This is a genomic window from Flavobacterium salmonis, assembly GCF_903819435.1.
Classification (GTDB): domain Bacteria; phylum Bacteroidota; class Bacteroidia; order Flavobacteriales; family Flavobacteriaceae; genus Flavobacterium; species Flavobacterium chungangense.
This window is the reverse complement of record NZ_CAIJDP010000062.1, coordinates 341,032-359,699: the sequence shown is the minus strand read 5'-3', so window position 1 is coordinate 359,699 and position 18,668 is coordinate 341,032. Positions and strand designations below refer to the sequence as shown.

The window sequence follows — 18,668 nt, the reverse complement described above, 5'->3', positions numbered from 1 at the left end:
CCCCTCCTTAATAAACGCTGATCTTTTAAATCCTTAAATTGTCTGTCTTCCAAAATTTGGCTTTTTCAAATATAAACATTTTTGTGTCCAGACGGTAGGATAGGAGGGAAAATCCTTTTGTTTTGGGGTTCAAAACAAAAGATTTGGAAGGACGGCGGGAAATAACTACTAAACTTGAATGCAAAACTCGAAGATTAAATAGAATTAAAACACCAAGTATATGCATAAAAAACCTAAGTTAAAACTATCGGAATCGCAATATCATTCCTTATAGTTTGCTAATCAAAACGAATAGCTTTTACGGGAGAAATCTTGGTTATAATATAGGAGGGAATTAATAATGCTAAGAAACAAATCACTATAGTCATTAAATTCAACAAGGCTACATAAGCCCAATTTATATAAACTGGCGCTTGATTAACATAGTAATTTTCGGGATTTAATTGAACTACTCCAAATTGCTGTTGAATTAACAATATTGAAATACCTATTAAGTTTCCCCAAAACAGTCCTCGTATTATAAGATAAAAAGCATTGCACAAAAATATTTTACGCACTGTCCAGTTATTCGCGCCCAGTGCTTTTAGAATTCCAATCATTTGTGTACGTTCTAAAATTAGCACTAATAAAGCAACTACCATGTTTATTGTTGCTACCAAAATCATAACGGCTAAAATAACGATAATGTTGAAATCGAAAAGCTGAAGCCAATCGAAAATATAACTATATTTTTCAATTATAGTTTTAGTATCTAAACTTGATGATGTTTGCTCGTAGATTTGATTACCTGTTGTTTTGATGTTATTAAAATCTTTTACAAAAACTTCAAAAGCTCCTACCTGATCCGGAGTCCATTTATTAATTCTTTGGATATGACGAATGTCTCCTATTATATACGTAGCATCGAAATCCTGAAAACCTGAATTAAAAACACCTGTAATTTTGAATCGGCGGCTATTTGGCATTTTGCCTTGCTCTTCTTTAATAAAAAAAGTATTGAAGTTATCGCCTACTTTTAAATTAAGCCTATTAGCAAGAAATTTGGAAATTATAACTTCTTCATTTAAACTTTTAGAGAAATCAGGTAATTTCCCTTCTACTAAATATTCTTTTATATTATTCCAATCATAATCTGACCCAACTCCTTTAAAAATTATTCCTTCAAAAGCTTTTTCAGTTCTAATTATTCCAGCTTTACTTGCGACAGCCTGAATATGACTTACATCTGGAACTGATTTGAAATTGGGATAAAAATCTTGTTTTTTAGAAATAGGAATCAATGTTACTTCAGAATTATTGTTATCATAATTCGAAATAATCACCTGGCCGTTGAAAGCTGAAACTTTATCGCGTATTTTTTTCTGCAATCCAATTCCTGTTGCTACCGAAACCAACATCATAATAATACCAATCGCAATAGCAGAAATAGCGATTTTGATAATTGGCGCCGAAATACTGCTTTTGTAATTTTTAGCAGCAATAAGTCTTTTAGCTATAAAATATTCTAAATTCAATTTATGATTGGTCTTATGTTGATTTAATAATTTTATTTGGTGTAATTCAAAAGTACATCTAAAAAACCAAAAAAGAATTGTTCCTAAAAATAATTAGATCCTATTTAGATTCTTATAAAGGAAGTTTCTTTTTCATTTCTTCAACAATATTATATGCAGCCGGACAAATGGCAACATTTTTTAAGGTAAGATCTGCAATTTGATGAAACTTTTTCCGATCTGTATGAGGAAATTCTCTACAAGCCTTTGGACGAACATCATAAATCATACAATAATTTTCATTGTCAAGAAAAGTACAGGGAACACTTTTTAAAACATAGTCTTTATCTTCGTCTATTCGAAGATATTGATCGATGAATTGCTGTGGTTTTTGCCTAAAAGATTTTGAAATCCTTTCAATATCAGCCAAAGTAAATAACGGTCCGGTTGTCTTACAACAATTAGCACATTGCAAACAATCCGTTTTTTTAAATTCGGCATCATGCAAATCCTGCATAACATAATCTAAATTTTTAGGTTGCTTCTTTTTCAGCTTATCAAAATACTTTTTGTTTTCGATATGCTTATCTTTGGCTAACTTATTTAAGTTGTTTAAAATCTGTTTCAAGTTTACTATTTAAAGTTGATCTGCAAAATTAAACAACTTTAAACTCGAAACCTTAATCTTTGAACTAAATTACAATGAAAGATCTTTTTGGAAAAGCGATGTTTGATTTTCAAACCAATAATTCACCTGAAGATATTATTACCGAAACCACTATTTCAGAAGAAGATGAAATGAGTATTGATTATTTATTTCGTTCTTATAACGAAATGCCTAAAATAGAACAAAAAGCGCTACAATTGGCCACTGGAAAAATATTAGATGTTGGCTGCGGAGCCGGAAGCCATAGCTTATCACTACAGAATGATCGCAATTTAGATGTGATTTCGATTGACATTTCTGAAAAAGCAATAGAAACATGCAAACTTAGAGGCGTAAAAGATGCCAAAGTTCAAAACATATTAGATTTTGAGGGAGAAAAATTTGACACCATTATATTATTAATGAATGGCGTTGGTATTTTTGGAAAATTAGAAAATTGTAACAAGTATTTGTATAAACTAAAATCACTTTTAAATCAAGACGGACAAATCCTGCTCGACAGTTCAGATATTATTTATATGTTTGATGAAGATGAGGATGGTGGAAAATGGATTCCCTCAAATAATGATTATTATGGTGAACTTGTCTTTAATATATCCTACAAAGGAGAAAAAGAAGAGCCTTTTGACTGGCTTTATTTAGATTACAACACACTTCAAAATGCTGCAATTGCAAATGGACTTAAATGCGAATTGATTTTAGAAGGTGAGCATTATGATTATTTAGCCAGACTTTTTATTTAACATTAAAAATACTCGATGAAAGAATCTGATTTAGAAAAATTAAAATATCCAATAGGAAAATTTGAAGTTCCTGCAAAATATACCATCGGATATATTTCAAGTAAAATTGAAGAAATAGCAACTTTTCCTGAAAGACTGAAAAAGAAATCATTCATTTAAGCGACGACCAACTGAACACTCCATATCGCCCCGCAGGATGGACTCTTCGTCAAGTAATCCATCATTGTGCAGAAAGCCATATGAATTGTTTTATCAGAATTAAATGGGCATTGACTGAAAATAATCCGGTTATAAAAGCCTACGATGAAACTTTATGGAGCGAACTGCCTGATAATTTACAAATGCCTATCGAACCTACACTGAATTTATTAAGTGGTTTGCATTTTAGAATAACTTATATCCTTAAAAGTTTATCTGAAACTGATTTAAAAAAATCTTTTATTCATCCGGAGAGTAATTCTGAAATCAGTATAAATCAAATGATTGGATTATATGCCTGGCACGGAAATCATCATTTATCGCATATCACATCTTTAAAAAAAGATAAAAACTGGGTATAAACATTATTTCCAATGAGTTAAAACAAAAAATCTCTTCATTTGAAGAGTTTTTTTGTTTTATGGTATGTTCAAATATTTATGAGTTTGAAGTGAAACCCTCCATTTTGGATTGTTCATTACATAATCAACAATTAGCGGAGTCATTTCTTCTTTTTTACTCCATTCTGGCTGAAGAAATAAAATCGCACCATCATTTACAAGTTCAGCTTGTTCTTCGGCAAAGATAAAATCGTGTTTATTATGAATAATTACTTTTAACTCATGCGCATTAGCGTAAACCGTCTGAGTGGGTAATTTATTTTTTTTAGGCGACAAACAAATCCAATCCCAAGTACCTGTAAGCGGATATGCTCCTGAAGTTTCAATATGGACTTTCAGGTTTTTATTTTTCAATTCCTGAGTTAAAAAAGTCATATCCCACATTAACGGTTCACCTCCTGTTATTACAACTGTATCGGCATAAATTGAAGCATTTTTCACAATTAAATCGATACTCGTAGGCGGATGCAATGCTGCATTCCAACTTTCTTTCACATCACACCAATGACAGCCTACATCGCAACCTCCAATTCGTATAAAGTAAGCCGCTGTTCCCGTATGAAAACCTTCACCCTGAATCGTATAAAATTCTTCCATTAAAGGCAACATTGCTCCTCTATTTACCTCTAATTGTATTTCTTTTGATAACATTATTTTATTTTAAAGTGCAAAGATAGTTAATTAAATACGGAACATAAAAAAACCGATAGCTCAAAGAACTACCGGTTTATATTTAGTAATATAAAATCTTTACTATTTCAAAGATTTAACAGATTGAGCAGCATATGTATTTGCAGGATCTAAAACTAAAGTTTTATTAAAATACTCGATAGCTTTAGCTTTGTCAGTGTTTGCATAAGCCGCACCAATTGCATTGTAAGATTCAACAACTTTCTTCACAGTAGCAGGCTTAGCCAATTCTTCTGGTCCTTTAGCTGTAGCTTTATTAGCATACTCAGTGTAATTTTTAATAATTAAATCATCTTTGTCTAATAAGCTGTTAATTCTTCCTTTATATAAATAAGCCTCATCATAGGTAGGTGAAGCAACTAAAATTTTATCAAAAGTAGCATCTGCGTTTGACAAAGCTGTTTTATCACGACCTTCAGCTGGTTTACTTGCATTACCATAATAAACAGAAATACCATAATAAACTGCATCATCTAAATAATTTTTAGATTCTGTATTAGCTGCTCCAAGTTCAAAAATAGCAGCCGCCTGAGTATATTGTTTTTTACCAAATAAGGCTTTCCCAAAATCAGCAAGTTCTTCTACAACTAATGGTTCTAATTCAATCGCTTTTTTGATATCAGCTAATCCAGCATCAAAAGCAGCTGGGTCAACAACACCTTCTGCGCTTGTTCCTTTTTTAATTTTAGATAACCCTAAATACAAATAATCTCTACCAATCACTTTGTTTGTAGGCGTTTTAATAAAATCTTCTATAGATTTAATTGCTACATCAGCATTGCCGTTTTCGTAAGCAGCATATCCTAAATACCTAAAAATTCTAGGATTTACTTTATTCTCTGCAATCATTTTGTTCGCAACTTCTTCAAGTTTTTTATAATCTTTCACTAAAATCAAGAAATCAGCATGACGCATTTTAGAATCTAAAGAGTAATCAGTTAGACTCAGGTATTTCTCATAATTTGTAATTGCATTTTGTAAATTTACTTTAGCTGTAGAAGGCTTATTTCTGGCCCACTTATAATAAGTTTCTGCTAATTCTCTGTAAACAGGACCATAATTAGAATTTAAAGCAATAACCTCATTAAACGATTTAATCGCTTCATCATATGATTTAGCACCTTTCAATAAAACCCCTAATTGCATTTTTGCTCTTAAAAGTGTTGGATCTGCAGTAAATGCATCACGGTAAGCCTTATAAGCATCGTTTTGGTTATTTGCGCCATAATAAGCATCTCCTATTGTTAAAAGTGCAATTGCATTTTGTGGTTCAACTGCCAAAGCACGTTGCAATACAGCAACAGCATTAGCATAATCCGGATTATCAGAATTTATATATGCTCTACCAATGTAAATAAATTCATCTACACTTTTACGTTTCATATCTTTTGTTGCCAAACCGAAGTTTGCCTGAGCAGCTGCCGTATTTTTCTCATCAAGATCTATTTGTCCTAATCCTATATAATTTAAATTCTTTTTGTCGGCTGCCTCTAATCCATTTAAATAATAGATTTTAGCAGAGTCAACAACACTTTCATTTAAATATATATTTCCTAAAACAAAATTTGCTTCTCCATCAGAAGGTTTAGCTTTGATGATAGATTTCAGCAATGATTTTGCTTTTTGAAATTGCTCTGCATCAATTGCTTTTTTAGCTTCTTTGATATCTTGCGCTTTTGCAACAGAAACTGAAGCAACTAAGGCAAGACTAAAAATTTTAAATTTATTCATCTCTATTGTAATTAATTTTCTTTATCGTTTATAATTTTATTTCTAATTTCCAGTTTTCTACCAGGAGTTCGAACTGGCATTAAACCTGATTTTAGAACAATACGCTGTCCAATGTCTCCTGCTATGAATGAAGCAAAGCCCATTCCTAATCCTGAATATCCCTGACAATTTATGACAAACAATTTACGTGCCAGAGGATATTTTTCTTCTGCAATATCATTTTGGGTTGGGCTATAATATTTATTACTATTTAATCCTTTAACACTCAAAACATTCAAATCATGAATAATATTCTGCATTTCCGGTGATGGCTGAGATAGCCAATTAACCCCAACAACACCAATCATACCATCATTTTCAGATACAAATTTAATAACTTCTTCATTGGTCTTAAATGAAAAAACGCTCTTAGCCGGTATATCCTTAACTTTAGCCAAATCTTTCATAAACCTTACTGTGCTAGAGTTGGGGTTATCAAAGACCAATCCTTTTATTTGAGGATTAGATATTCCTTTCATAAAATCAATTACAGTTTTTAACGCAATCAAAGTATCATTATTGCTTTTATTGGAAATAAAAGCAATAGCATCACTGGCAAATGGAGTAATTCTAGGGTTTATCTTGAGTTTTACAAATTTATCTGTTTCTTCCTTAGTTAAATCTCTCGCTGTAACAACAACCTTTGTCTTCTCATTCAACAAATCATTGATTAGCTCTGCCTCCGATTTAGCTTTAACAACAACTTTAGCATCATAGTATGTTCCCTCAAAAACAGCAACCTGATCATCTATAATTGGCTTAACCGTTTCATCGACAGTAACTTCTATAGATCCCTTTAAAATTGTTTCCTTGTTCGAATCGTTTTTACTTTTTTGGTTACACATCGCAAACAAAAAGATAAAAACAATCAAAGCCAAAATTTTAACATTTTTTAACATGTTATTCAGTTTTAGAATTTATTAATCTTAAAAATCGTATCCCAGAATATACTATTAACAAAATACCAAATGCATATCTATAGATAGGATCCATGTTTAATGGTAATTTTTTCCAAAACATAATCATTAAACCCAGTACAAGATAAATCAAAAAAAACAATATTCCTAAAACGAGAAGAAATCGCTCTTTGAGCGATTTCTTCTGAATATTATCCAATATATTCTTTAACATTACTCTGCAGATTGAATTGTAATAGGAAGAGAATAAAGTACCCTTACTTTTTTACCATTTTGTTCACCAGGAGTCCATTTAGGGCATTTTTTCAAAACCCTGATAGCTTCAGCTCCAGTCCCGTATCCGATATCTCTTAAAACTTTAATATCAGTTAGTGAACCATCTTTCTCAACTACAAATGTAACATATACTTTACCTTTTAAACCTTCTTCTTCAGGAGTCTTGTAATTGTTTCCTACGAATTTGTAGAATTTTTCCATCCCTCCAGGGAAATCCGGTTTTACTTCGATACCAGCCGTGTTATATACGTTATTATCTTCTTGTACGATTTCAGCAACCGGTCCTTTACCAACTGGTTCATCAACAGTTAAAACTGCATCCGGGTCACCTTTAATAGTTTCAGAACCGATTTTCTTTTCTTTAAGATCCACAATTTTTGGTGGCTCTTCAGTAATCTCTTCAGTTTTAGCTACTACAGGTTTCACAAATTTCACCTGATCAACTTTTGGCGGTGGTGGTGGCGGCGGTGGCGTATTAGGCTTTACTTCCTCTTTTTTTGGAGGCAGTTTTATTTTAGTCAGCTTAATCTCGTTAGCTAACACTTCCTCATCACCAGAATCAGGTATTAAACTCATAATAAGAGGAGCAGCTACAGCTAAGCTAAAAACAATAGAACCAATGATAAGTGCTCTTACCGTAGTTTTAGTATTTGATTTTCTTAACTCATATGCACCATATATCTTATTACGTCCTTCGAATACGATATCAAGCCACTGATTTTTTATAATATCTAATTTCATTTTTATTGATTATTAGGTTATTAAAAAAATAAAATTATTTTTTCTCTAACAATTCTGTTTCTTTAGGAAGAAAATCATTAACAATAGCATAAGTTTCAACACCTGAAATTGCCATTTCATCTAAAATGTCAACAAGATTCTTATACTTCGATTTTTTACCTGGCTTGATGATGACAATAATCCCTTTAGTCTTATCGCCAGTATACTCAAGTACTGATTTTTTATTTGACAATAATACTTTACGGATTCCGTCTTTTCCGTAAGCTATATCTTTAGGTCCAGCAATAGGAGTATCAATTAATCCCATATAATAGATAAGCTTATTATTCTCACCCATTATAATCGTCATAGTTCTCTTCTCATCGACTTTAAACTTGTTATCCGTTTTTTCGTCTTTATCTGGCAAACCTAGCGGCATCGCTTGTGGTTTAGACAACGTCGTGGTCAACATAAAGAATGTGATCAATAAGAAAGCCAAATCTACCATTGCCGTTAAATCGACCTTTGAATTTTGCTTTTTACTTCTTACTTTACCACCTTTTCCGCCGCCACCGTCGCCGGTATTTAATTCAGCCATTTTAGTGTATATTTTTTAATTAAAAGTCTTTACCTCTCATACCTGTAACCAAGTTAAAGGAATTGATTTTCTGATCCTGCAAAATATCCATAATCTTTTTGATTTGTGGATAATCTTCTTTTGCATCCCCTTTTATTGCAATCTGCAATTCTTTAGTACCTCCACTTAAATCAATTGCAGCTCTTCTTGAAACCAAAAGCCATTCTTTCAGCTGATTGTTTAAAGAGTCAATTGGAATTCCAGGCTGATTTGTCTTAGTTCTCTCTGCAGCCTTCATATCAATGATTTGCTTTAGATTTGCAAGCGGCACACCAAAGTCGTCCATTAACGAAAACTTAGTTTTATCCTCCTCTGAAAAAGCAACTCCTAATTTCGCACCCATACCCTCAAGAGTTTGTTTACGCAATTCTCTTCCTTTTAAATCAAAAAACACTTTGCTTTTCCCGTCTTTTCCTTTACCTATTGAAATAATAGCCAAATCAGAATCCGGCAATTTAGTTAACACAGTAGATGAAGGCGTATCAACTGGAAGTGCTTCAGGCACTTTAGCAGTAGCGGTCAAAATAAAGAACGTAAGCAAAAGGAACGCAACATCACACATGGCAGTCATATCTGTCGATGTTGACTTTTTTTTCATTTTTATTTTAGCCATTCTCTTTTTATTTTATTTTGATAATTAATCTAAAATTAATATCAAAAATTAATTATTGTCTTAAGCTTCCTCTGAATTTTCTGTAAGTATTTACGATTGTAGTACCAGCCTCATCGATTGAGTAAGTTAAATCGTCAATTTTAGCAGTAAAGAAGTTATAAGAAACGATTGCTAATACTGAAGTAGAGATACCTGTTGCAGTATTAATAAGTGCTTCAGAGATACCTGTTGCTAAAGCAGCCTGATCTGGAGTTCCTGCAGAAGCCAACGCACCAAACGCTTTAATCATCCCTGATACAGTTCCTAACAATCCACCTAAAGTTCCTAATGATACTAAAGTAGAAATAATAGTCATATTTTTCTCTAACATTGGCATTTCTAATGAAGTTGCCTCTTCGATTTCTTTGTGGATTACTTCTGAAGCTTCTTCACTATTGAAACCTTCTTTTTTAACGTCTTGGTATTTAATCAAAGCAGATTTAATTGCATTTGCAACTGAACCTTGTTGTTTGTCGCATGATGCGATAGCAGCTTCAATGTTACCTTCTTTGATGCTTCCTTGTACATTTTTCATAAATGCATCTAAATTAGCTTTACCAGCAGCTTTTGAAATAACAAAAAATCTTTCAATAGAAAAAACAACAACCATTAAAAACATACCTAATAATACTGGTACAATGAAACCTCCTTTATAAACCATACCTAAAGTATTCAATGGATGACCTGTTTCAGCGTTTCCTCCTTCAAAGTTAGCAGGAGCTCCCATAACGAATTTCCAGATTAACCAACCAACAAAAACACATGCTACAATAATGATTCCTGAAACCATCCCTCCTCCATTTGAAGTGCTTTCTTTTTTAACTTTAACGTTTGCCATTTTTTTTAATTTTAATAGTTTTAAATAATTTTTATTTTTAGTTATATTTAACTTGTAGAGGAGCAAATTTATATTTTTAGTTTAAATAAAAAAACTTTTTTTAATTTAATTGAATGAAATTTAACTTGGAATTACAAAAGATCTCATTAAATTGGCCGAGTATTTTTTTTGATAAACCAAAAAAATGGGTAATTTATAGAAAAATTACAACGTTTTAGTAAATATTCAAATATTCCTTTGTTATCTTCTTAAAAACCTGCGAAATTATTTTTTATATTATTTTCAATAAAAAAGCCTGTTTTCCTGTTAAAAAAAACCAATAAAAGCTAAGAAAAGAACCAAAAAACCAAGCAATTCTCTTATAATCATCTAAATTACAACTAAAATATGAATAAAAAAGACAATTTCATTGAAGATATAAACAATGGATATTCATCTAAAGGCGGCAGCATTACACTGGGGGGTGCAATTCTTGACGGAAATGCAATTGCAGAAGCTCATGTAAAAATCCCTTTAAAAACCTTAAACCGACATGGTCTGATTGCGGGTGCAACCGGAACTGGTAAAACAAAAACGATTCAGATTTTTTCAGAACAGCTTTCAAATGCCGGAATCCCTGTTTTGATGATGGATATAAAAGGTGATTTTAGCGGTATTGCAAAAGAAGGAATAGAGGAAGACTTTATTGCCGAACGTCATACTAAAATAAACATACCTTACAATGTTAGTTCTTTCCCGGTTGAATTAATGTCATTATCTAAACAAGATGGTGTGCGGCTTCGTTCGACTGTTTCTGAGTTTGGTCCTGTATTATTTTCCAGAATTTTAGATTTAAACGACACTCAAGCTGGTGTAGTGGCTGTCATTTTTAAATATTGCGATGATAATAAAATGCCTTTATTAGATCTGAAGGACATCAAAAAAGTCATCAATTATATTACGGAAGAAGGTAAAGAAGAAATTGAAGAAAACTACGGCAAAATCTCCACCTCTACAACCGGAACTATTTTAAGAAAAATCATTGAACTCGAACAACAGGGAGGTGATTTGTTTTTTGGAGAATTATCATTTGAAATTGATGATCTGATGCGAATAGATGAAAATGGAAAAGGGTATATAAATATTATCCGCCTGACGGATATTCAGGACAAACCCAAATTATTCTCTACTTTCATGTTAAGTTTATTGGCCGAAATTTATCAACAAATGCCTGAAAAAGGAGATGCTGAAAAACCAGAACTGATTATTTTTATTGATGAAGCTCATTTGATTTTCAGCGAAGCCAGCAAAGCGCTTTTAGACCAAATTGAAACCATTGTAAAATTGATTCGATCAAAAGGTATTGGTGTTTATTTCATAACACAAAATCCAATGGACGTACCGAGTGGGGTTTTGGCTCAATTAGGTTTAAAAATTCAGCATGCGCTTAGGGCATTTACAGCAAATGACAGACAAGCAATCAAAAAAACAGCTGATAATTACCCAACTTCTGAATATTATAAAACTGACGAATTGCTTACTAGCTTAGGCATAGGAGAAGCGCTCGTAACTGCTTTAAACGAAAAAGGAGCCCCTACTCCTCTTGTAGCGACTATGATGCGTGCTCCACAAAGCCGAATGGATATTTTAACATCAGATGAAATTGACAACATTAACAATAAATCTAAATTAGTTAAAAAATACGCTGAAGAAATTGACAGAGAAAGTGCTTATGAAATCCTAAACAAGAAAATTGATGAAGCTGCTCAGGCTGCTGCCGAACAGGAAGAACAGGCTCCGACAAGAGCATCAAAAGCAGAACCAAGTACGGCGAGTGTTGTTGGAAAATCGGTTTTGAAAGTTGTAACGAGTGCTACATTTATTCGTGGCGTTTTTGGCGTCCTAACTAAAATATTTAAAAAATAAAAACAAATCAATTACAATGTCAAAAAACAGATTGACATTGTAATTGTTTTTAATGCAATTATTTTTTAAGCAGTTCCAAAATCTTATTTTCAACTTCAGGAGTGTTCCAGATATTTTCAATGTTATCCATTCGTAATACTTCTTCCATAATTCCGTTCTGAAAGTCTCCAATTGCCAGAGCTTCGGCATACGGACGATCGCTGAAAGTTACACGACTGTAAAGCGGAATCCATTTTTCAGGGTATTTATCTGAGAATACTTTTTCTATTTTCTTTTGCAGTAAAAATTTTTCATCGGCAGTTTTAGTACTCATTTCCATAAAATTTCGATACGAAAGTTCCGCAATTGCATCAGCATTTGGCTTTCGGGAAATTTGATATTCTGAAAAGATTTTTTTCCAGTCATTTCCATACTTTTCAATCATTTCATTTAATATGGTAATATCTTCAAAACCAGCATTCATCCCTTGTCCATAAAAAGGAACTATAGCGTGACACGCATCTCCAATTAAAGCAATTTTATCTTCATATGTCCACGGAAAACATTTCATTGTAACCAGAGTACTTGTTGGATTTTTAAAGAAATCTTCTGCGAGCTTCGGAATTACTTCAATCGAATCCGGGAAGTTTTTCTCAAAGAAATCTTCTACCATTTTTCGGTCTGTTAGCGAAGCAAATGAATTTTCTCCTTCAAAAGGCATAAATAAAGTACAAGTAAAACTCCCGTCAAGATTAGGAAGCGCAATCAGCATATATTCACCTCTGGGCCAGATATGAAAAGAATTTTTATCCAGTTTATGTGATCCGTTCGGGTTGGCCGGAATATTTAATTCTTTATAGCCCATATTCAAAAATTCCTGCGAATAATTAAACATGCTCTGACGCTGCATCCTGTGACGGATTCTCGAAAAGGCACCATCTGCACCAAAAACCATATCGTATTTCCTCTCTTCCCACTCTCCTCTTTCAGTTTCACCAATATGCAAAGTAGCATCATTTAGTGTCACATCCCAGATTTTTTCCTCAAAATAAAACTCAGCTCCGGCTTCTTCGGCAAGATCAATCATTTTTCGGTTTAGTGTTCCTCTTGAAATCGAATAAATTGACTCACCCTCTTGTCCATAATTCTGAAAATTGAGTTTATCGACCAGATGAATCGCCCGCTTATCCATAGGAATAGCGATTTCACGAACTGAATCTCCAACTTCAACACGATCAAGGGCTTTCCAGCCTCTGTTTGACATTGCCAGATTAATGGAACGGCCTGAAAAATTTATTTTGCGAATATCCGGACTACGATCATAAACATGAACGATGTGACCTGCTTTTTTAAGATAAATTGCCAACAGCGATCCTACAAGTCCGGAACCAACAACAGCAATTTTTAGTGAAGTTTGCATCAAGAAAATCTATATAAGGCCGTAAAAATAAGTAATAAATACACAACAGCTTTAAAATAACCCAAATATTTCCTCCTTATCATTGATATTTAGTTGGTCATGACATTAAGTTAAGAGATTTTAGATTAACGATTAACGATTTTTGATTTCAGATTTGGTTTGGCTAAATATTAGATTGATGATTTTAGAAGGTTTTTACATCTGAAATCAAAAATCGTTAATCAAAAATCAGCAATCATTTTATCATTTAATCCTCAACTTAATGATATTAGCCTCTACCCATCATGTGACATTAGTCTTCATAAAAAATTGGTTTCAGCTTTACAAAATACTTTATAAAAGAATGAAACCAAATGACAAAAAAATCGTCTAACATATAATCACATTTAAATTTCAATAAAAATTTGTAATTTTAAACACAACACACTGGATATCTACGCATTAAAGTTTCAATCATCAATCAAAAACAAAATCAGTCAATCAAAATTCTACTCATTTTTCAATACTTTAAAATCAACAAACAAAAAAAATGAAAGTCCACACTACGAACTACCAAAACACATTTATTGAAATTGCAGAAGACTGTCCTTTAACGAGTGGCGAAATTCCACCGGTAAAAGGCGAGAACAAAACAATTGCTAATATTGAGTTTGAGATGATCAGTACACATCCGTATCAGTATTCTTCGGACGATGTTTTGTTTCAGGTGTTTACTGACAAAAAAGATTTGACTAAATCAGAATATACCGAAGCGAGGAAACAATTTTTCTCGAAAGGACAAGCATGTCTCAGAGCCTCTCCTTTAACAAAACGTTATGGCTGGGGAATACACAATGACGAAAGCGGAAAAATTGCCCTTTACGGAGTGGAAACCCCGGAATATAAAAAACTTTCTAATGATAAAAATATTCAAGTTGTCAAAGCTATGCGCACTTCAAGAAAATAAATTTTCTCAAAACAAATAGTATCGTAATGGATATCTTAGTTACTCCGATAACAAATTTTAAAAATTTGTTATCGGTTTTTTTTATTCAAAACTGATTTATTCAATCGAATATTTAAAACAAAAAATACTATTTTAGCGCCACCCAAAAAACAATATTAAAACGCAAAACCAAACGGTTTACAACTTTAAACAACCTATGAAAAATTTTAAAAAAAAGCATTCTCTTTTGATTTTATTACTCCTCATATTGGCTCCATATATTGGTATTTCTCAAACCTATTCTACACCAGTACAAATGCCTACTCAACAAAATGCAATTATTGTCAATGAAATCATTGAAGCGACCCATTACAAAACCTATTTCGTCGATTATTGTCTAAACAAAATAAACGAAACTGCTTTCAAAGAAAAATGGAATGAACAAAAAACAATGGAAATAACTGAAACTATCAATTTTAGAAATTTCAGAGATGCCGTTTATAATTTGTTTGCTTTTCACGACGAAATAGAATTAGAAACGCTTTTAAAAACATATCAAAAGGACAAAATATATCAGACCACAAATATAATGACTACGAATAAAGCGCTTAATATCAATCTTGACATATATGCCAGAGATATTGTTACAGGAAAATATATTAGGGCCAAGTAAAATATGCCTATTTGAACTATATCCGTTCTAAATCTATTCGATAATGAAATACAGAGAAATAAAAGCAGATGGCTTTCTATCAAACTTTATCGAATGCTTTTGGGAATATGAAAACACGATACAAATACAACATTGCATAATACCAGATGGTTGTTTTGATTTAATTGCAGAATATGAGAACGAAAAGCTAACACAAATAAAGCTTACAGGCGTTTGGACAAAGCCCGTAAATATAACACTACCAAAATCAACAAAATTATTTGCCATTCGATTTAAGCTTATTTCAGCAGAATACATATTTCAAAAAGAGATAAAATCAATTCTGGAAAAAACACAATGTTTGCCAATAAACTTTTGGGGAATTGACACTTTAAAAAGTGATGACCTCGATCTATTTGCTGCTAATCTTTTGAATCAAATAATTTTTTCTATTAACGATATCAAAAAAATTGATGAAAGGAAAATTTCTCTTTTTAACCTCATATACGAAAAGAAAATTTACAACGTCAGTCAATTGTCAGAAAGCACTTTTTGGAACAGTCGCCAAATTAACAGGTATTTTTACAAACAATTTGGATTTCCGTTAAAAACACTTCTGAATATAATGCGATGCAATGAAACCTATCCTGAAATCGCCAACAAAAAACTATATAACACGAATCAATATACAGATCAGGCACATTATATAAAAGAGATCAAAAAATATACAGGATCTACTCCACGAGAATTAGCAAAAAATGAAAATGACCGATTTTTACAATTATCGACTCTCATTAAAAAGTAAGTTTGTCTTTTAAATTAAAACTATAGACTTATGAAAGCAAACAAACTAACACCCAATTTTGAAGTAACTAATATTAAAAAGACTGTCGAATTTTATCAGGATATTTTAGGCTTTCATTTAGTTATGGCTGTTCCCGAAACTCAGGATGGAGTTGATTCGTCTTTTGATGAAAATAAAGAATATATCTATGCTTTGGTTTCAAAAGATAATATAGAATTGATGTTTCAACGAACAGACTCTTTTAAAGAAGATATTATCTTTTCAAAAGGAATTGCCATTGGAGCGACCGTTTCTTTTTATATCGAAATAGAAGGAATTGATAGCTTTTATCAGGAAATCAGCAACAAAAAAATTGAAAGTACTCCATTAAAGAAAGCATGGTACGGCATGAAGGAATTTTACATCCTGGACAATAATGGATATATTTTAGGAATAGCTGAAAAAGCTAAAAGTTAGTAAAGTGAATTTTTAAAAACTAACTTTTAGCTCTGGCTTTTTTTAATTAAAACTTCGGCTTTAAAATCAATTTGGTCGAAGTTTTTACAATTTCTTCTTTATTCAGCTTCATTTTTCTGAATTTTCCTGAATTAAACATTTCGGCCTGATCGCTGTAATGTTTGCTAAACGGATTTCCTGATTGTCCTGTTGGCAAAATACTCCAGCTATTTTCAATGTCTGAGAAATCGATAACTCTTCTTGTTGAAGGACCTCCCTTTACATAATATTTACCTTCATCATTAAAGCCAAAAAACTGATTGTTAATTACCTCGTTTGATCCTGGAGCCGCAAAAGGCCCTACATTAAAAAGACCACGAAGCAAAGCCACTTTTCCTAAAGGATGTTCGTGCTCAACAGTGTGTACTTCTCCCCATTTCCAGTCAGTAATTGTATTTCCTAATTGTTTTTGAAGTGAAGCAATAGTTTCATGAAACGATTTTGAAATAATATCTTTTCTTGTTTCTTTCACTTTGTTAGTTTTAATGTTATCCCACCAAACCGAATTTTCATTTTTAATTTGATGCGCTATCACTTGCTTGCCGACAGAAATTCCTAAGAACAAATTGAAATTATCGACTCCCATTTCATCTTCAAATGTATTCTTGAGGTAGAGGTAAATCCACTTGTTGTAAATCGTTGGCCCAAGATCTTCCAGATTGGTTGTTCCTTTCCATGATTTTAAAACATTTACAGCTTCTTTTTCTTTTGATGAGATCGAATTGAAATCAATATTCGAAATTAAATTTCGGGTAACCTCGACCGCGACATCAGATCTATTATCATAAATCATTTTGCTGATTTCTTCTTTATCCCAATTCGATTTTTTATCCATTAATGTCGAAATCCTTTTAGCGCGATCTTCCGGCAAATAGTATCCCGGATACAAATAACCATCAATTGCTTCCGGTTGGTTATTCGCCGAATACACATAACCCCACTTTGGATTTTCTGCAGATGGATTTTTGGAAAAATCCAGATATTCTGCAATATCATCTTTTCCACTAGTACCATCCAAAATAAAAAATGAATTCACACCCTTATTATGCTTATATAATGTACCTGTAGCCCACCAGGCAACATTTCCTTTAGCGTCGCCATACATTACATTCAATCCCGGTGCTGCAACTAATTGCACTGCTTTTTTAAAATCACTCTTGCTTTTAGCATGTGAAAGCCCATAAACGGCATCCAGAATCCGGATAGGCTGCTGCGTATAAATCCATGACATAGCTACCGGATTTTTATTTTTTAAACGCTCCAGCAAATTATTCATAATTGGTCCATGACGGCTTGATTTAACGGTCAGGACTACATCAGAAGTATCTTTAACACTGATTGTTTTTGTTCTGGATTCATAGTTGGCAAAACCTGTTGGCGTCTGGTATTGAGATGAATCTCCAGGTTTGTCTTTTTCCTGATAAAAATCGATATCATCGTTCTCGAACATGGTTAAACCATAAGCATAATCACGATTGTGCGCTAATAACGGAAATGGGGTTCCTGCCAGATAACATCCATATAATTCATGATTTGGTGTTATTATATGCGCCTCATACCAGGTGGCAGGCTGCGAAAACCCAATATGCGGATCATTTGCAAAAATAACTTTCCCGTTTTTTGTTTTATTTGGACCCGCAATCCAACTGTTGCTGCCTACAAATGGTGGAATTGGTGATTTATCCAGCAATGCTGCAACTGATTTTGCAATCTCGGTATACGCTTCAATCTCTTTTGAACTTTTGATTTGTGTGGTATTAAATTCTCCTTCAATTCCTAAATCTTTCAAATATTGCATTCCATATTTGTTTCGTATATCAGTTAATAAAGGATCTGTTTTTTGAGCTATTGCAAAACTAAAAGACATGTATCCAAAAATATTATAAACATCTTTTATAGTGAATTTTTCTTTTTTGACACCAATCAGGGTAAATTCAATTGGCGTTACTCCTTCTTCCAAATATTGGTTAATGCCGTCTAAATATGCTAATGTCAATTGATAGCCCGGGCTATCTTTATCTAATTTTGCAATGGCTTTAGCAGAAGCTTCTTCAATGCCTATCCCAGAGAAAAACATATCATTTTTTAATGCTACAGCCCCAAAAATCTCTGATAATCTTCCAGGCGCAATTCTTCGAAGTAATTCCATTTGCCACAACCTATCCTGAGCATGAACATATCCCAATGCAGTCATAGCATCTTTTTCGGAATCAGCGTAAATATGTGGAATTCCAAAATCATCAAAATAAACGCTGGTTTCTTTTTGGAGATTTTTTAATTCTATTTCGCCCTCATATCTCGGTTTTAAATGAAAAATATAGGCAAATAAACTTATTGCAGCAACTACAATCAGCACCAAAATAATCAGCAGGATTTTTTTAATTATCTTCATATTAAAGCTAATGAAAAAGTAATATTATAACTTAAAAGTAAAATCGTGTAAAAAAGCAGTTATTTTAAAAATCTAAATTTATGTAATTAATAC

Annotated in this window: 20 protein-coding genes; 8 read left to right on the top strand and 12 right to left on the bottom strand. The window is 32.5% G+C overall.

The window, feature by feature from the left end; translation table 11 throughout:
* Positions 1 to 278: 278 nt before the first annotated feature.
* Entirely contained in the window at positions 279 to 1,514 is a 1,236-nt protein-coding gene (locus FLACHUCJ7_RS08960) for an ABC transporter permease (protein WP_078229252.1), read from the bottom strand.
* Positions 1,515 to 1,626: 112 nt separating this feature from the next.
* A complete protein-coding gene (locus tag FLACHUCJ7_RS08955; protein ID WP_031455300.1) occupies positions 1,627 to 2,121 on the bottom strand; it encodes a YkgJ family cysteine cluster protein in 495 nt (164 codons plus the stop codon).
* 74 nt (positions 2,122 to 2,195) lie between these two features.
* Here FLACHUCJ7_RS08955 and FLACHUCJ7_RS08950 point away from each other — a divergent pair, with 74 nt between their 5' ends.
* The 3 genes from FLACHUCJ7_RS08950 to FLACHUCJ7_RS08945 are packed head-to-tail and all read left to right on the top strand — an operon-like array spanning position 2,196 to position 3,463.
* The gene (locus FLACHUCJ7_RS08950) at positions 2,196 to 2,903 is read left to right on the top strand and encodes a class I SAM-dependent methyltransferase (RefSeq protein WP_180908654.1); all 708 of its coding nucleotides are present in this window, start codon (positions 2,196 to 2,198) and stop codon (positions 2,901 to 2,903) included.
* Positions 2,904 to 2,918: 15 nt separating this feature from the next.
* Entirely contained in the window at positions 2,919 to 3,062 is a 144-nt protein-coding gene (locus FLACHUCJ7_RS25585; RefSeq protein ID WP_317170886.1) for a DinB family protein, read from the top strand.
* Positions 3,050 to 3,463: a YfiT family bacillithiol transferase gene (locus FLACHUCJ7_RS08945; RefSeq protein ID WP_317170887.1), complete on the top strand. Its 414-nt coding sequence runs from the start codon at positions 3,050 to 3,052 to the stop codon at positions 3,461 to 3,463. The genes FLACHUCJ7_RS25585 and FLACHUCJ7_RS08945 overlap by 13 nt, the downstream gene beginning before the upstream one ends.
* 57 nt (positions 3,464 to 3,520) lie before the next feature.
* Here FLACHUCJ7_RS08945 and FLACHUCJ7_RS08940 read toward each other — a convergent pair whose 3' ends face one another.
* The 8 genes from FLACHUCJ7_RS08940 to FLACHUCJ7_RS08910 form a co-directional block, all read right to left on the bottom strand.
* Complete coding sequence (locus tag FLACHUCJ7_RS08940) at positions 3,521 to 4,153, bottom strand: 7-carboxy-7-deazaguanine synthase QueE (protein ID WP_180908653.1); 633 nt, start codon at positions 4,151 to 4,153, stop codon at positions 3,521 to 3,523.
* A 102-nt stretch (positions 4,154 to 4,255) separates the two neighbouring features.
* On the bottom strand, positions 4,256 to 5,923 hold the full coding sequence (locus tag FLACHUCJ7_RS08935) for a tetratricopeptide repeat protein (protein ID WP_180908652.1): 1,668 nt from the start codon (positions 5,921 to 5,923) through the stop codon (positions 4,256 to 4,258).
* A gap of 11 nt (positions 5,924 to 5,934) precedes the next feature.
* Entirely contained in the window at positions 5,935 to 6,861 is a 927-nt protein-coding gene (locus FLACHUCJ7_RS08930) for a PstS family phosphate ABC transporter substrate-binding protein (RefSeq protein WP_180908651.1), read from the bottom strand.
* 1 nt (position 6,862) lies between these two features.
* Positions 6,863 to 7,093 carry a hypothetical protein gene (locus FLACHUCJ7_RS25320; RefSeq protein ID WP_230408806.1) on the bottom strand — a complete coding sequence of 77 codons (231 nt, stop codon included), beginning with the start codon at positions 7,091 to 7,093 and terminating at the stop codon, positions 6,863 to 6,865.
* Complete coding sequence (locus tag FLACHUCJ7_RS08925) at positions 7,093 to 7,896, bottom strand: energy transducer TonB (protein ID WP_180908650.1); 804 nt, start codon at positions 7,894 to 7,896, stop codon at positions 7,093 to 7,095. Before FLACHUCJ7_RS08925 ends, FLACHUCJ7_RS25320 begins: the two co-directional genes overlap by 1 nt.
* A gap of 34 nt (positions 7,897 to 7,930) precedes the next feature.
* Positions 7,931 to 8,473, bottom strand: coding sequence for an ExbD/TolR family protein (locus FLACHUCJ7_RS08920; RefSeq protein ID WP_180908649.1), 543 nt, complete (start codon positions 8,471 to 8,473; stop codon positions 7,931 to 7,933).
* Positions 8,474 to 8,492: 19 nt separating this feature from the next.
* Positions 8,493 to 9,125 (bottom strand): ExbD/TolR family protein, encoded by a 633-nt coding sequence (locus FLACHUCJ7_RS08915; RefSeq protein ID WP_180908648.1) that lies wholly within the window; start codon positions 9,123 to 9,125, stop codon positions 8,493 to 8,495.
* 52 nt (positions 9,126 to 9,177) lie between these two features.
* Complete coding sequence (locus tag FLACHUCJ7_RS08910; RefSeq protein WP_031455291.1) at positions 9,178 to 10,002, bottom strand: MotA/TolQ/ExbB proton channel family protein; 825 nt, start codon at positions 10,000 to 10,002, stop codon at positions 9,178 to 9,180.
* A gap of 387 nt (positions 10,003 to 10,389) precedes the next feature.
* Between FLACHUCJ7_RS08910 and FLACHUCJ7_RS08905 the strand changes: the two genes are divergently transcribed.
* Positions 10,390 to 11,907: a helicase HerA-like domain-containing protein gene (locus FLACHUCJ7_RS08905; RefSeq protein WP_180908647.1), complete on the top strand. Its 1,518-nt coding sequence runs from the start codon at positions 10,390 to 10,392 to the stop codon at positions 11,905 to 11,907.
* 58 nt (positions 11,908 to 11,965) lie between these two features.
* On the opposite strand, the gene FLACHUCJ7_RS08900 is transcribed toward FLACHUCJ7_RS08905, so the two are convergent.
* Entirely contained in the window at positions 11,966 to 13,306 is a 1,341-nt protein-coding gene (locus FLACHUCJ7_RS08900; RefSeq protein WP_078229240.1) for an FAD-dependent oxidoreductase, read from the bottom strand.
* Between the two features lie 529 nt (positions 13,307 to 13,835).
* Between FLACHUCJ7_RS08900 and FLACHUCJ7_RS08895 the strand changes: the two genes are divergently transcribed.
* From FLACHUCJ7_RS08895 to FLACHUCJ7_RS08880, 4 genes are all read left to right on the top strand, one after another.
* The gene (locus FLACHUCJ7_RS08895) at positions 13,836 to 14,252 is read left to right on the top strand and encodes a DUF6157 family protein (RefSeq protein WP_180908646.1); all 417 of its coding nucleotides are present in this window, start codon (positions 13,836 to 13,838) and stop codon (positions 14,250 to 14,252) included.
* Positions 14,253 to 14,448: 196 nt separating this feature from the next.
* The gene (locus FLACHUCJ7_RS08890; protein ID WP_078229238.1) at positions 14,449 to 14,904 is read left to right on the top strand and encodes a hypothetical protein; all 456 of its coding nucleotides are present in this window, start codon (positions 14,449 to 14,451) and stop codon (positions 14,902 to 14,904) included.
* Positions 14,905 to 14,947: 43 nt separating this feature from the next.
* The gene (locus tag FLACHUCJ7_RS08885) at positions 14,948 to 15,688 is read left to right on the top strand and encodes a DUF6597 domain-containing transcriptional factor (protein ID WP_078229237.1); all 741 of its coding nucleotides are present in this window, start codon (positions 14,948 to 14,950) and stop codon (positions 15,686 to 15,688) included.
* A 30-nt stretch (positions 15,689 to 15,718) separates the two neighbouring features.
* Positions 15,719 to 16,144 (top strand): VOC family protein, encoded by a 426-nt coding sequence (locus FLACHUCJ7_RS08880; RefSeq protein ID WP_180908645.1) that lies wholly within the window; start codon positions 15,719 to 15,721, stop codon positions 16,142 to 16,144.
* Between the two features lie 46 nt (positions 16,145 to 16,190).
* On the opposite strand, the gene FLACHUCJ7_RS08875 is transcribed toward FLACHUCJ7_RS08880, so the two are convergent.
* Positions 16,191 to 18,575, bottom strand: a complete 2,385-nt coding sequence (locus tag FLACHUCJ7_RS08875) for a penicillin acylase family protein (RefSeq protein ID WP_180908644.1) — start codon at positions 18,573 to 18,575, stop codon at positions 16,191 to 16,193.
* Positions 18,576 to 18,668 lie beyond the last annotated feature (93 nt).